The 14,165-nt window shown below is 68.0% G+C and carries 14 protein-coding genes; 5 read left to right on the top strand and 9 right to left on the bottom strand.

Annotation, left to right across the window (positions count from 1 at the left end):
• Positions 1 to 7 precede the first annotated feature (7 nt).
• From H0X91_RS19020 to H0X91_RS19010, 3 genes are all read left to right on the top strand, one after another.
• A complete protein-coding gene (locus tag H0X91_RS19020; protein ID WP_006484517.1) occupies positions 8 to 229 on the top strand; it encodes a helix-turn-helix domain-containing protein in 222 nt (73 codons plus the stop codon).
• A gap of 136 nt (positions 230 to 365) precedes the next feature.
• A complete protein-coding gene (locus H0X91_RS19015) occupies positions 366 to 1,298 on the top strand; it encodes a family 2A encapsulin nanocompartment shell protein (protein WP_006479760.1) in 933 nt (310 codons plus the stop codon).
• The gene (locus H0X91_RS19010) at positions 1,273 to 3,273 is read left to right on the top strand and encodes a family 2A encapsulin nanocompartment cargo protein cysteine desulfurase (RefSeq protein WP_062885276.1); all 2,001 of its coding nucleotides are present in this window, start codon (positions 1,273 to 1,275) and stop codon (positions 3,271 to 3,273) included. The genes H0X91_RS19015 and H0X91_RS19010 overlap by 26 nt, the downstream gene beginning before the upstream one ends.
• A gap of 75 nt (positions 3,274 to 3,348) precedes the next feature.
• Here H0X91_RS19010 and H0X91_RS19005 read toward each other — a convergent pair whose 3' ends face one another.
• From H0X91_RS19005 to H0X91_RS18970, 8 genes are all read right to left on the bottom strand, one after another.
• Positions 3,349 to 4,233: an acetylglutamate kinase gene (locus H0X91_RS19005; RefSeq protein ID WP_196433235.1), complete on the bottom strand. Its 885-nt coding sequence runs from the start codon at positions 4,231 to 4,233 to the stop codon at positions 3,349 to 3,351.
• A 48-nt stretch (positions 4,234 to 4,281) separates the two neighbouring features.
• On the bottom strand, positions 4,282 to 4,803 hold the full coding sequence (locus H0X91_RS19000) for a PTS sugar transporter subunit IIA (RefSeq protein ID WP_006491012.1): 522 nt from the start codon (positions 4,801 to 4,803) through the stop codon (positions 4,282 to 4,284).
• 132 nt (positions 4,804 to 4,935) lie between these two features.
• Entirely contained in the window at positions 4,936 to 5,157 is a 222-nt protein-coding gene (locus H0X91_RS18995) for a hypothetical protein (RefSeq protein ID WP_006491013.1), read from the bottom strand.
• A 411-nt stretch (positions 5,158 to 5,568) separates the two neighbouring features.
• Entirely contained in the window at positions 5,569 to 6,861 is a 1,293-nt protein-coding gene (locus tag H0X91_RS18990) for a hypothetical protein (RefSeq protein WP_196433234.1), read from the bottom strand.
• A 36-nt stretch (positions 6,862 to 6,897) separates the two neighbouring features.
• Complete coding sequence (locus H0X91_RS18985; protein ID WP_006495723.1) at positions 6,898 to 7,512, bottom strand: LysE family translocator; 615 nt, start codon at positions 7,510 to 7,512, stop codon at positions 6,898 to 6,900.
• Between the two features lie 178 nt (positions 7,513 to 7,690).
• Positions 7,691 to 9,331, bottom strand: a complete 1,641-nt coding sequence (groL, locus tag H0X91_RS18980) for a chaperonin GroEL (RefSeq protein ID WP_006491016.1) — start codon at positions 9,329 to 9,331, stop codon at positions 7,691 to 7,693.
• Positions 9,332 to 9,343: 12 nt separating this feature from the next.
• On the bottom strand, positions 9,344 to 9,634 hold the full coding sequence (locus H0X91_RS18975; protein WP_011694564.1) for a co-chaperone GroES: 291 nt from the start codon (positions 9,632 to 9,634) through the stop codon (positions 9,344 to 9,346).
• 142 nt (positions 9,635 to 9,776) lie between these two features.
• Positions 9,777 to 11,060 carry a lipase family protein gene (locus tag H0X91_RS18970; protein ID WP_058903571.1) on the bottom strand — a complete coding sequence of 428 codons (1,284 nt, stop codon included), beginning with the start codon at positions 11,058 to 11,060 and terminating at the stop codon, positions 9,777 to 9,779.
• Positions 11,061 to 11,445: 385 nt separating this feature from the next.
• Between H0X91_RS18970 and H0X91_RS18965 the strand changes: the two genes are divergently transcribed.
• Positions 11,446 to 12,126, top strand: coding sequence for a class II aldolase/adducin family protein (locus H0X91_RS18965; RefSeq protein WP_006491011.1), 681 nt, complete (start codon positions 11,446 to 11,448; stop codon positions 12,124 to 12,126).
• A gap of 120 nt (positions 12,127 to 12,246) precedes the next feature.
• The gene (locus tag H0X91_RS18960; RefSeq protein WP_059722376.1) at positions 12,247 to 13,374 is read left to right on the top strand and encodes a sigma-54 interaction domain-containing protein; all 1,128 of its coding nucleotides are present in this window, start codon (positions 12,247 to 12,249) and stop codon (positions 13,372 to 13,374) included.
• Here H0X91_RS18960 and H0X91_RS18955 read toward each other — a convergent pair.
• Positions 13,365 to 14,153, bottom strand: coding sequence for an ABC transporter permease (locus H0X91_RS18955; RefSeq protein WP_059722377.1), 789 nt, complete (start codon positions 14,151 to 14,153; stop codon positions 13,365 to 13,367). The genes H0X91_RS18960 and H0X91_RS18955 overlap by 10 nt on opposite strands.
• Between the last annotated feature and the right edge of the window lie 12 nt (positions 14,154 to 14,165).

The following is a 14,165-nucleotide window of genomic DNA, read 5'->3' as shown; positions in this document are numbered from 1 at the left end:
AGGCGCGATGAGCGACCTCATCCATCACTTCGGCGCCACCGTGCGCAAGCTGCGCGAAGCGCGCACGTGGTCGCAGGAGCAGCTGGCCGAGCATGCGGGGCTGAACCGCTCGTACGTCGGCGAGATCGAGCGTGGCGAGGCGATCGCGTCGATCGTCACGGCCGACAAGATCGCGCGCGCGTTCGACGTGTCGATCTCGACGCTGCTGCCGGGTGCGTACGTCACCTGAGGTCGCTTCGCCCCGTTTCCCCTTCGGTTGCACGACCTGACGGCTATAGCATGTTGAGCCGGCAGGGGCGTGCTTCCGATAATCACCCAGCGTCATAAGCAATCCCGTTTTTCATCTTAAGAACCCGGAGCCACACATGTCGACCGTTGCAAGCGGCACGGCCGCGCTGAGCGATCACGCCGCCCGCCAACTAGCGAACGCTACCAAGACCGTCCCCCAGCTTTCCACGATCACGCCGCGCTGGCTGACCCATCTGCTGCAATGGGTGCCGGTCGAGGCCGGCATCTACCGCCTGAACCAGGTGAAGAACCCGGAAGCCGTGCGCGCCGCATGCACGCAGCTCGAGGACGAAAGCGTGCTGCCGCAGACCTTCGTGCCGTACGAGGAACAGCCGCGCGAATACTTCCTGAACGCGGTGAGCACGGTGCTCGACGTGCATACGCGGATCTCCGATCTTTACAGCAGTCCTCACGACCAGATCAAGGAGCAGCTGCGCCTGACGATCGAGACGATCAAGGAGCTGCAGGAAAGCCAGCTGATCAACAACCCCGACTATGGGCTGCTCGCGAACGTGACCGACGAACAGCGGATCTTCCCGCTGACGGGCGCGCCGACGCCGGACGATCTCGACGAGCTGCTGACGAAGGTGTGGAAGGAGCCGGCATTCTTCCTCACACACCCGCTCGCGATCGCCGCGTTCGGCCGCGAATGCACGCGGCGCGGCGTGCCGCCGCCGACGGTCAGCCTGTTCGGCTCGCAATTCCTCACGTGGCGCGGCATTCCGCTGATTCCGTCGGACAAGGTGCCGGTCGCGGACGGCAAGACCAAGATCCTGCTGCTGCGCGTCGGCGACAAGCGCCAGGGCGTCGTCGGCCTGTATCAGCCGGGCGTCGCCGGCGAGCAGGGGCCGGGCCTGTCGGTGCGCTTCATGGGGATCAACAACCAGGCGATCGCGTCGTACCTGATCTCGCTGTATTGCTCGCTCGCGGTCCATTCGCCGGATGCGCTGGCTGTCCTCGATGACGTCGAAATCGCCAAGTTCCATGACTATCCCGACACCTACCGTTAATTCCGGCCTGGCCGGCGGCGACGCGCACGCGTTGCCGCACGCGCCGCTGCCGGCCGGCTTGCCCGACCCGGCGACGCTTGCGCGGCTCGCGTCCGAGTTCTTCGCGACGCCGCCCGGGCAGGCCACCGCGCCCGGGCTGTCGGCGGGCAGCGGCGCGGTCGGCGGCGTGCCGTCGGCCTTGCCTGCGGCGGCGCCGATTCTCGCGTCGGTGAGCAACCCGGTGCCGGGCGGCTCGCCGCTCGCGGGCCCGGGCGGGGCGGGCACCGGCGTGCCGGGGCTCGCGCTGCCGCAAGGCAAGGTACCGGGCGCGAATCTCGCGCCGTCCGCGCCGACGCACGTGCTGTCGCTCGGCAACCGCGCACCCGCGCTCGCGCCGCATGCGGCCGCGCAGAACGGGCTGCCCGACAACGTCGTATCGATCGCGCCCGCGCTGGAGCCGCGCGTCGGCGGCGCGGCGCTCGGTGTGCCGCAGGTGAATGCGCCGGCACCGGAAGGCGCGGCGAAGGCGTCGCCGTACTACTTCACCGACGGTTCGCTGCAGGGCTGGCAGGCGACGCCGCAGGACATCGTCGTGCCGTCGAACGGCCTCGCGTCGCCGGAAGCGTTCGGGTTGCCGGGCGACGACGCGCTGCGCGCGCTGCTGGCCGTGCATCGCGACGTGCCGGCGTCGCGCGCGTCGGGCGCCGACGTGCCGCGCTACTTCATCGACGATGCGCAGGCAGCCGAGCCGCACGGTCAGCTGCATCGCGGCGCCCATCCGCCGTTCGACGTGAACGCGATCCGCCGCGACTTCCCGATCCTGCAGGAACGCGTGAACGGCAAGCAGCTCGTCTGGTTCGACAACGCGGCGACGACGCACAAGCCGCAAGCCGTGATCGACCGACTCGCGTACTTCTACGCTCACGAGAACTCGAACATCCACCGCGCGGCGCATGCACTGGCGGGACGCGCGACGGATGCGTACGAGCATGCGCGGGAGACGGTGCAGCGCTTCATCGGCGCATCGTCGCCCGACGAGATCGTGTTCGTGCGCGGCACGACCGAGGCGATCAACCTGATCGCGAAGACGTGGGGCGTGCAGAACGTCGGCGAAGGCGACGAGATCGTCGTGTCGCATCTCGAGCATCACGCGAACATCGTGCCGTGGCAGCAGCTTGCCGCGCTCAAGGGTGCGAAGCTGCGCGTGATTCCGGTCGACGATTCGGGGCAGGTGCTGCTCGACGAATACCGGAAGCTGCTCAACGATCGCACGAAGATCGTGTCGGTCACGCAGGTGTCGAACGCGCTCGGCACGGTCGTGCCGGTGAAGGAGATCGTCGAGCTCGCGCATCGCGCCGGCGCGAAGGCGCTGGTCGACGGTGCGCAGTCGATCTCGCACATGCGCGTGGACGTGCAGGCGCTCGATGCGGATTTCTTCGTGTTCTCCGGGCACAAGATCTACGGGCCGACCGGGATCGGCGTCGTGTACGGCAAACGCGCGATCCTCGACGACATGCCGCCGTGGCAGGGGGGCGGCAACATGATCGCGGACGTGACGTTCGAGCGCACGGTGTTTCAGCCGCCGCCGAACCGCTTCGAAGCCGGCACCGGCAACATCGCGGATGCGGTGGGGCTCGGCGCGGCGCTCGACTACGTGAACCGCGTCGGCATCGAGAACATCGCGCGCTACGAGCACGATCTGCTCGCGTATGCGACGAGCGTGCTCGCGCCGGTGCCGGGCGTGCGGCTCGTCGGTACCGCGCGCGACAAGGCGAGCGTGCTTTCGTTCGTGCTGAAGGGCTATGAAACCGAGGAGGTCGGGCAGGCGCTGAACGAAGAGGGCATCGCGGTGCGCTCGGGGCACCACTGCGCGCAACCGATCCTGCGGCGCTTCGGGCTCGAAGCCACGGTGCGGCCGTCGCTCGCGTTCTACAACACGTGCGATGAAGTCGATGCGCTGGTGAGTGTCGTCAGGAGACTGGCGGCGCGGCGTTGACGTCGTTGCCGTGTCGATGCTTGCCCGCTTGCGGCGGCCTTTGCGGGCCGCCGCAAGCGTGTTCGTGCTGCCCGGTCAAAACCGCACGACCGGCTTCCGCTCGACGCTGAACCCGTCGCGCAGCACGCACGCCGAATCGGCGAAGTAACGACGGATTTCCGACAGCAGATCGGTGTTGCCGCGCCGGCAGAACACCACGCCCGATCCTTCGTCAGTCAACAGTTCGTCGATCAACGATTCGGGTTGCCCGATATCGGCGAGATGGACGTTCTGCACGCCGTGCGCGAGCGCATCGAGCGCGTCCCGCACGCACGGCGCCGCATCGGCGGCCGGATGCTCGGCGAGCCATTGCTCGAGCTCCGTGATGCCGTACAGCCCGGCCAGCTCGCCGAGTTCGCGCAGCCACCCTTTGTCGACCATCATCACCAACGAGACGGCGCACGTGTGTTGCGCGAGCACGCTGCCGAGCCGTTCAGGGCGCAGCAGGCAGTCGCGGCCCGCGTCGTCTGGTGCGATCGGCATCACGACGGGCACCAGTCCATTGTCGAGAAACGCATTCAATGCGGTGACGTCGAACCGCGCGACCTCGCTCGTGTTCGCGTGGCCGGATCCGGCGCTGGCGACCAGCAGGCCGCCGTCGTGACCGTCGACGCCGATTGCCCGCGCGCCGTGGCTGCCGATCAGGCGCACGAGTTCATGGTTGACGCCGGCCATGGCGGCGTGTGTCGCGTGGACCGATTGCGCGACGGACGCAGTCGGAATGCTTTGGATCACGATCGGATGGATGCCGGTGAGCGCGAGCAGCGCGACATCCTGCGCGAAGGCCGAGCGCGTGTGGGCGTCGCTGGCGGCACCACCGTCGATGATGACGACGGTCTGTCCGTGCAGCGCCTGCATGAACGGCAGTGAGCGGGCCAAGCCGGCCACGCGTCGAGTGGGAGTGTCAGGGTCTGGGAACATGGGCGTTCGAAAGGATGAAGGGGATACCTGTCGTTGCGCGACGCTCGATCAAACAGTGCGTTGCATGAGTCGGCGGATCTCGTCGGGCGTTTGTGCGTCGCGTGACGCTTGCCGGATCGCGCGTTCGCTGAACCATCGTGCGGCGTCGGCGAGCAGTTCGAGGTGTGCACGGTCGTCCGCGTGCGGCAGAACCAGCACGACGAATTCGCGCACGGGCTTGCGGTCGGGCGCGTTGAACGTGAACGGGTATCGCGCGCGGACGAACAGCGCGACGGCCGAGCCGATCCCGTCGACTCGCGCATGCGGAATCGCGACGCCCTGGCCGAGGCCGGTCGAGCCGAGTTGTTCGCGCTTGATCAGTTCGGCCCGGATCCGTTCCGCGGATACGCCGCTGTCGCGTGCGACATGGTGAGCGACGAGATCGAACAACTGGATCGCGCTTTCCACCGGTACGTCGAGCAGGATATTGTCCGGCGGACAGGCGTCGGCGAGCGCGGTCGCGAACGGTGTGCCACCGCGTTGCTGAGGGCGGCCGGATTGGCCGCCGACGGCGGCCTGATGCGTTTGCATGCGGATCTCTCCGTGTCGGGATGACAGGGAAATCCTAGACAAACCCGCGTAAAGACGGTGTCAGATACGCGGGGGCCGGGCATTAAAATCTCGTATCGAGCGCCGATGCCGCCGCGCGCGATACGGACAACGTCAGGTTCCCGACAGCACGAACGGCAGCGTCGTCAGCAGAAACACTGAAATGCCGACGACCGGCGCGCCGAATGCGATTGCCGCGAACGCCACGATGGCGCTCGCCAGCACGAGCGTTCTCGATACCCGGCGGTGTCGGCCGTGCGCCGTCGTCCGGTCCTCGCAAAGAGCAGGGGTTCGCGCGCCTATCACGTGTTTCCAGAACGTCAAGCCCAGCATCATTCCATTGCTCCTGTATGAAAGACGATCGAGACGGGGCGTGCGCGGCTTCGGAAGCGAGAATCCCCGTGAATAAAATCAGTGATGCAAAATAAATGGATCGGATCGGCGGATCGATGACGCGCCGTTACGCGGAACGTGTCGCACGCATTGCGATGTGCGATGCGGGACGACCGCATCGACGTCGTGTTCAAGCATGCACGGGAAGGACTACGGCGCGCATCGTCCGCGTGTCGGCGGGACGGTGGCTCGGGAAGGAGACGCAGGCGTCCGGCCTGTCAGGCGGAGAAGCAACTCGGAGGGCGAGGACTTCGGATGCGCATGGCGCGTGCTCGGTGGTGGATGGCGAATCCATTCTAGTGAACGGATGCGCGGGCGCAAGTAAAAAGGTCGTAAAGGTGCGTGAATCGCGCGTTACGTGCACTGCCACAGATGCGCGCTGGTCCGGCATGGCGCGCACCAGAACGTATAGTTCGCGCCGCCGCTGCCCCACAGCCATTCGCCGCCGTCGACTTGCGGAAGCTCGGAGTCGAGCTGCATGGCGAAGCGCATCTTGCGGCTGCAATCGGGGCAATCGGGATACCACGCGGACTGCACCCACGACGGCGGACCGCCGACGCGGCTGAGGTTCTGCCTGCCGTTCGACTCGCCCCATTCCTGCCAGGCCCAGCGCGCGGGCGCGGCGAAAACGTCGACGTCGGATTCGACGAAGGGGCTGGCCGGATAGTCGGGCTCGATCGCGGCATCGTGCCGCTGCGAGGGATGGGCGACCGCATGACCCGACTCGTCGTGCCGGTAGAACAGCGGGCCGTCGCTTTCCCAACCGAGGCACGCCAGGCAGGTGGCGAACGACACGGGCGTCGTGCTGTCGATACCCGCTTCGATCGGTTGCGGCAGCGTCAGCAGCCGATGCAACGGCTGATGGCACAGGCCGCATCGATGCGGCGACACGCCGCCGAAGTGCGCGTTCGACCGACGGGATTCGCCCGCTTGCCAGGTCGGATGATTCGCCTGAATCTCGCGTTTCCACTTCGGCATGTCGCGAAGTGCCGGCGCACGCAGCGCGCGTCCGAAGTCGATATGCAGCGGAGAATCGCCGTGCAATGCGCGCAACGTGCCGTGCTCCAGCGTGTAGCCCGCTGACATGAGCCAGTTCGCGGCTTGCTCCGGATCGTCCGGAAACAGCCGGGCCACCGCATCGAGCACGGCTGCAGGTTGTCGTGAATGGAGCAGTGCGACAGCGCGTGCGCGCGCCGCGTCGTCAACGACGGGTGCTTGCGCAAGCCGCCGGCGCCACGCGTCGATCGTGGCCGCGTCGAGTGCCCGCCACGCGTATTCCGCACAATGCATGCGCGGCGAATGCCGGGGGACGACCACGTCGAGCAGTACGTCCCAGTGATCGGAAAACACCTGCGGCGATCGTAGCGCGACGCTGGACAGCACGTTCGCGAGTCGCGCGTTCCATGCGCCTTCGACGACCCGTCGCCACGCTTCGGCTGCAACGTTCGCGAACGCGATGTCGTCCATCAGGTCGATCGCGGCGTCGATGAACGTCGCATGCGCGAACGTGCGATCGAACGACGCGATCACGAGATCAACGAGTGCCGCTGGTTCGTCGCGCCGCAGTGCCAGCATCTGCGACATCGGATCGTTACCGGTCCAGCCGAGGCGTTCGTAGTCGTCCAGAAGGGTGTGTGCGGTCGGCATGATGATGAGCGACGGAAGCGATCGGGGCGCCGCGGATCAACGTCCGGCCAGCATCCGCCCACCCACGCCCATCAGCAACAGCCCGGCGGCCGTATCGAGCACGGCCTTGCGCCGGATCAGCAGCCGGCGCACCGACGGATGCGACGCGAGCAGCGCCATCGTGCAATACCACGCAGCCGAGATCGCGACCGACAGCACGACGACCGACAGATCGAGCCACGCCGGCGCATGGGCCGGCACCATCAGCGCGAAGATACTGCCGTAGAACGCGACGGACTTCGGGTTCGTCATGCTGACGACGTAGCCTTTTCTCGCCGCGCGCCAGTCGGACGTCGCGGCCGGTGCGGAAACGGGCAACGGCTTGCGCGCGGTCACGATCATTTTCAGGCCGAGCCAGATCAGGTAGGCGGCGCCCGCCAGCCGCAGCGCGGTGTGTACCCAGGCGACGTGGGTCACGAGCAGGCTCAGGCCGGCGATCGCGATCGCGGCCCAGGTGCCCGACGCGGCGGCGAGGCCGAGCCCCGTCATCATGCCCGCGCGGCGCGACACGACGGCGGTGGACGTGACGATCACGAAATTCGGGCCGGGACTGGCGACGCTCAGCAGCAGGACGCCGGCGAGCGGCAGCAGGATGTTGGCGATGGGCGACATGGCGTGGCAGTGGCGTGACGGGACGGGTCTTCATCTTACCCGAGCGCGGCAATCGGCCCGCCGGCAATCGTATTGCGTCGCGCCAAAGCGCACAACGCGTGACGACTTTCGTCGCCACGCGTTGCAGGGTCCTGCCCGGCCGCGCGCACGCCGGCGAACCGGCGCGCACGCTGCGTCGTCAGAAATCGAACCCCGGCCCGCCCGCGCCCGGGCCGCCCGGCGCGGCAGCGGGCGCCGCATCCTTCGGCGCTTCGAACACGGTCGCATCGGTCGTCAGCAGCAGCCCGGCCACCGACGCCGCGTTCTGCAGCGCGGTGCGCGTGACCTTGGTCGGATCGAGCACGCCCGATTCGACGAGGTCGCCGTACTCGCCCGTCTGCGCGTTGTACCCGAAGTTGCCGGTGCCTTCCGCGACCTTCGCGACGACGACGCTCGCTTCCTCGCCCGCATTCGTGACGATCTGGCGCAGCGGTTCCTCCAGCGCGCGCAGCACGATCTTGATGCCCGCGTCCTGATCGGCGTTCGCGCCTTTCAGTTCGCGGATCGCCTGCCGCACGCGGATCAACGCGACGCCGCCGCCCGGCACGATGCCTTCCTCGACGGCCGCGCGCGTGGCGTGCAGCGCGTCGTCGACGCGATCCTTCTTCTCCTTCACCTCGATTTCGGTCGCACCGCCGACCTTGATCACCGCCACGCCGCCCGCGAGCTTCGCGACGCGCTCCTGCAGCTTCTCGCGGTCGTAGTCGGACGTCGCTTCGTCGATCTGCACGCGGATCTGCTTCACGCGCGCCTCGATGTTCTTCGCATCGCCCGCGCCGTCGATCACCGTGGTGTTTTCCTTGCCGACCTCGATGCGCTTCGCCTGGCCCAGTTCGGCGAGCGTGGCCTTCTCGAGCGTCAGGCCCGTTTCCTCGGCGATCACCTGGCCGCCGGTGAGGATCGCGATGTCCTCCAGCAGCGCCTTGCGGCGATCGCCGAAGCCCGGCGCCTTGACCGCGACCGTCTTCAGGATGCCGCGGATGTTGTTGACGACCAGCGTCGCGAGCGCTTCGCCTTCGACGTCTTCTGCGATGATCAGCAGCGGCCGGCCCGACTTGGCGACCTGTTCGAGCACCGGCAGCAGGTCGCGGATGTTCGAGATCTTCTTGTCGTGCAGCAGGATGTACGGGCTTTCGATCTCGGCGATCTGCTTGTCCGGATTGTTGATGAAATACGGCGACAGGTAGCCGCGATCGAACTGCAGCCCTTCGACGACGTCGAGCTCGTCCGCGAGCGACTTGCCGTCCTCGACGGTGATCACGCCTTCCTTGCCGACCCGGTCGATTGCTTCCGCGATCCGCTGGCCGATCGATTCCTCGCCGTTCGCGGAGATCGTCGCGACCTGCGCGATTTCCTTGCTCGTGGTGGTCGGCTTGCTGATCTTCTTCAATTCGTCGACGGCCGACGCGACGGCCTTGTCGATGCCGCGCTTCAGGTCGAGCGGATTGAGCCCGGCCGCCACGTATTTCTGGCCTTCGCGGACGATCGCCTGCGCGAGCACGGTGGCCGTCGTCGTGCCGTCGCCGGCCGCATCGCTGGTGCGCGACGCGACTTCCTTCACGAGCTGCGCGCCGATGTTCTGCAGCTTGTCCGCGAGCTCGATTTCCTTCGCGACCGACACGCCGTCCTTCGTGACGACGGGTGCGCCGAAGCTGCGTTCGAGCACGACGTTGCGGCCTTTCGGCCCGAGCGTGACCTTCACCGCGTTCGCGAGGATGTTCACGCCTTCGGTCAGCTTCGACCGTGCGATGTCGCTGAAAATGATTTCCTTGGCTGCCATGATTGCGCTCCGTTATTGATTGACGACCGCGACGATGTCTTCTTCGCGCAGCACGAGAAACTCGTTGCCGTCCACCTTGACGGCTTGCCCCGCGTACTTGCCGAACAGCACGCGCTCGCCGACCTGCAGGTCGGGCACGATGCGCTGGCCGTCCGTGTCCTTGCGGCCGGGGCCCACGGCGATCACTTCGCCCTGGTCGGGTTTTTCGGCGGCGCTGTCGGGGATCACGATGCCCGACGCGGTGGTGGTTTCCTGATCGAGTCGCTTCACGATCACGCGATCGTGCAAGGGGCGTAGGCTCATTTTTTCGTCCTGTACGGTTCTGTCGAAGTTGGCTGGCACTCTTTGGCAGAGAGTGCTGACGAGTATAAAAATGGGCGGCGGCGCGATCCAATAACGGATTTGCACAAGCATTCGCGCCGTCGTGCAAAGCGCCGCGAGCCGGCTATTGCGACACGGCCGGCTGCGCGGCAGGCGAGCAGACCGGGCGGATCGTCTCGCCGGCCAGCACGCGTTTCACGAACGGAATCGAATCGGCGAGCGACGCGTTCACGGTGCCGTTGTGCTCGCGGCCCGCATACAGGTGCGCCTCGACCGTCGTGCCCGCCGCGCACGCGTCCCTGGCGAGCGCGAGTTCGAGCGGCGCCAGCCCGTCGTCCGCGCCCGCGCCGATGAAGACGGGCGTCGCGATCTTCAGCGTCGGGTATTTCAGGTAGTCGTCCCACCACGCCTTCAGCCGCGCATCGCCGCCCGGCTTCACGGTGTTCGCGTGCGTGAGGTGCGCGAGCGCCGCATCGTCCTCGAGCGATGCGAGGCAACCGATGCGCGCCTGGTCGAGAATCGGCAGCGCGGTGTCGGTCAGTACCTCGTCGGCCCGCAGCGACGGATCGATCTGCTGCGCGGACAGCACCGAGTAGAACTGGTACGCGAGCGTCGGATCGACGCGGTCGGGATCGCGCCGGTACGCCGTCTCGAACTTCGGCAGCGCCGCGAGCGTGGCGTGCGACGCGTTGTAGATCGTGCCGGTCGCGACGGTCGCTCGGATCGCCAGTTCGGGCGCATAGGCCGGCGCGTAGCCGGCTGCCGCGATCACGGCCGAGCCGCCTTGCGACTGGCCGACCAGCACGACCTCGTTCGCGAGGCCCGGCACGCCGCCGAGCACCGCGCGCACGCTGTCGAGCAGTGTGTAGCTGTTCGAACGGTTGTTGAGCTGCGGATTCGGGCCCGGTGTGCCGAGCCCCTGATAGTCGGTGGCGACCACCGCGAACCCTTGCTGAAGCCAGGCGTTCAGGTAGCGCACGTCGCGATACGAGCGGCCGAACCACGACGGCGCGCAGATGTCGGCCATCCCGAACGTGCCGTGCGCCCACGCGACGATCGGCCAGCCGCCGGCCGGCGGCGTGCCGCGCGGCACGAACAGCGCGCCCGACACGGCGATCGGCGCATGGCCGCCGACGCCGTCGGTCGACGCGTACAGGATGCGCAATTGTCGCGCGGCGCTCGCGAGCCCGACCGTCGCGGGCAGCGGCTCGGTGCGCAGCAGCACACCGGGCCTGGCCGGAATGTCGCGGTCCCACGTGTAGAACGCGGATACGCGGCCGTCGCCCTGCAACGGGTCGGGAGCCGGGACGCGGCCGGGCGAAGCCGCGAGCGAAACGACGGAAGAAGCGGCGAGCGCCGATACGAGCAGCGTGCGCGCGGCGACGCCGCGCAGGGAAAGAAGCGTCATGGTCGGATGGAGGTCGATGAGATCGGATGCGCTGGGCAATGCGGGCACGGGCCGAGTGCGATGCAAGTTTCGAACCAGAAGGGTCGTTGCGTACGCAACGCGCGGCACGACGGACGATCGGTCGATGCCGCGCGCATCGCACGCGTGCACCGGGCTGCGTGTCGCGCAGCAATCCCGGCCGGCACGGTGTTGCTTCCGCAACAAAACGCGCATGCGCGGGCTGCACGGCGCAACGCTGGCATCGCGTGCCTGCGCCACGCCGGCCGGCCCTCGATACGCAAATCGCAGCGCTGGCACGATTGCTGCTGATCCGTCGACCGTGCGTCGCGGCGTGGCGACGCGAGCCCTTCCGTTCAACCGTTCAACCGATCAAGGAAACGCCCTCATGTCCGTCACCCAAGCCATCGACAGCGGCGAACTCGTGGCCTTCGTCGAGCGCGCCACGCGCGAATTCGCGCAAGCCGCGCGCGTGCTGAAGGAAACGCGCACGCTCAGCGCCACCAACACGTTCCAGGCATTCCAGCGCGTGCCGGGCACGGAGCTCGTCGTCGCGCTGTCGGCGCCCAGCCCGTGGGCCGCGTCGCAGGAGATCCAGCCGGTCGTCGTGACGCTCGACGGCGACGTGCTGCATGGCGACGCACGCGCCGGCGGCAACGGCCCGCGCTACGCAGGCGTATTCCGCGAGGCGCCGGAAGTCGACGTGGTGATTCACGTACACGGCCCGTATCTCGGCGCGTGGGCGAGCGCGCATCGTCCGCTGCCGATCCGTTATGCGCCCGCCGCGCGCTACACGCGGGCGCGTGAAATTCCCGTCTATGTCGATCGCCGCCCCGGCGAGCCGCGCTTCATCGTCGACACGATCCGGCGCGATCCCGACGTGCCGGCGATCATCGAGGCGAACGGCGGCGCGACGTTCTGGGGCAAGTCGATCCTCGACGTGTCGAAGTACATCCTGATCCTCGAGGAAGCCGCGTATTTCCAGGCGCTCGCGGAACCGCTCGGCGGCTCGCTCGAATTCGGGCCGGGCGCGCTCGAACAGCAATGGAAGATGACCGGCCTCGCATGACGCCGCGCGGCGGCCGGCGCAATCCGGCCGCCGTCATACCGATAGCTCGATGAATTGGTTCGTGGCCGGCGTGCGCCTTGCTATCGTCGAACCTTCCCCGTTCAACACGCCGGTCGTGCCATGGCCATCTTCAGCTTGCCGGACCCGACTTCGCACGCGATCACGATCCGTGCGAAGGCACTGACGTTCGACGATCCCAAATCGCGGGTGCTGCTCGAACGCATCCAGCTGGTCGCGCCGAGCGACGCGACGGTGCTCGTCACCGGCGAGAGCGGCACCGGCAAGGAGCTGATCGCGCGCCTCGTGCATTCGCTGAGCGAGCGTCACGACGGGCCGTTCGTCGCGGTGAATTGCGGCGCGTTTTCGGAAACGCTGATCGAAAGCGAACTGTTCGGCCACGAGCGCGGCGCGTTCACCGGCGCAATCAACAGCCAGCCCGGCTGGTTCGAATCCGCGAATCGCGGCACGCTGTTTCTCGACGAAGTGGGCGACCTGCCGCTGTCCGCGCAGGTCAAGCTGCTGCGCGTGCTGCAGGAGCGCGAGGTGACGCCGGTCGGGTCGCGCAAGACCGTGAAGATCGACGTGCGGCTCGTCGCGGCGACCAACGTGAATCTCGAAGCCGCGGTGCGCGCGGGCAATTTCCGCGAGGATCTGTACTACCGGCTCAACGTCGTGAAGCTGAGCCTGCTGCCGCTGCGCGAGCGGCCCGGCGACATCGCGCCGCTGATCGAACACTTCATCGATACCTATGCGAAGCGGCTGCGCGTCACCGCGCCGACGCTGACCGACGCCGCGCGCAGCAGGCTGCATGCGCACGCGTGGCCCGGCAACATCCGCGAACTGGAGAACGTGATTCATCACGCGGTGCTGATCTGTGCAGGCGGCGCGATCGACGTCGGCGACCTGCAGTTCTCCGCGCTGTCGCTCGCCCCCGACCCGGCAGACGCACCGGGCCCGGCCGCCGCGCCGCCGCGCCGCGCGCGCGACGTGGCCGAGGCGACCGACGCGCTGCGCCGTGCGGTGATCGAGTTGCTGGATCTCGGCACGCCGGCGTTGTGGCAGCACATCGAGGACACCGTGTACCGCAGCGTGTTCGATTACAGCGAGCACAACCAGTTGCGGATGTCGCGCCTGCTCGACCAGTCGCGCAACATCGTGCGTGCCCGGCTCGCGCAGCTCGGCATCCTGAAGCCGCGCGACGCAGGCGACGGCGACGCCGCCGACGCGCGGCTGCGCCGTCAGGCGTGATCGCGCCAGCGCAGCGCGCGCCGCGCGATCCGCTCGCATGACGCGCTCATGCCGACGGCCAGCGCCGTCACGCCCAGCACGCACACCAGCAGCACGTCGGCGCGCGCGCCGGCCTGCGCGTTCTGCATCAGACTGCCGACGCCGGCGCCCGTGTTGAACAGCAACTCGCTGCTGGTCGCGGTGATCCACGCGAACGGCACGGCCTGCAGCACGCCCGCGAACAGGTCGGGCAACGCGCCGGGGATCAGCACGTCGCGCCACAGGCCGATGCGGGTCAGGCGATACGACTGCGCGAGCTCCACATAGCGCGGATCGACGCGGCGCAGCCCGTCGAAGCTGGCGGTGGTCATCGGATAGAACGCGGCGAGCGCGATGATGAACACCTTCGCGAATTCGCCGGTGCCGGCCCACAGGCTCAGCAGCGGAATCAGCCCGAGCAGCGGCACGTAGCGCAGCGCCTGGAACGCCGGCTCGCCGAGCTTGCGCGCGAGCGACGAACGCGCCATCACCGCGCCGAATGCGAGCCCGAATGCGACGCCGAACCCGAGCCCGAGCGTCGTGCGGCGCAGGCTCGCGCCGAGATCGGTCGCGAGTTCGCCGCTGCGCGCGAGTTCGAGCAATGCGGCGCCGACCTGCTGCAGCGGCACGAACGCATATTGATGGGCCGCGTCGCCGGACGACGCGGCTTGCCACGCGGCCAGCAGCAGCGCCGGCACGACGAGGCCGCGCGCGCGGCGGCGCAGCGGGGCGAACGGGAAAGTACGAGTCACGAAGGTCATTCCGAAGCGATT

This window comes from Burkholderia sp. 9777_1386 (genome assembly GCF_015712265.1).
In the GTDB taxonomy this organism is placed as follows: Bacteria; Pseudomonadota; Gammaproteobacteria; order Burkholderiales; family Burkholderiaceae; genus Burkholderia; species Burkholderia cenocepacia.
Note: the sequence above shows the minus strand (reverse complement) of the source record. Positions and strands in the feature narration are given on the sequence as shown.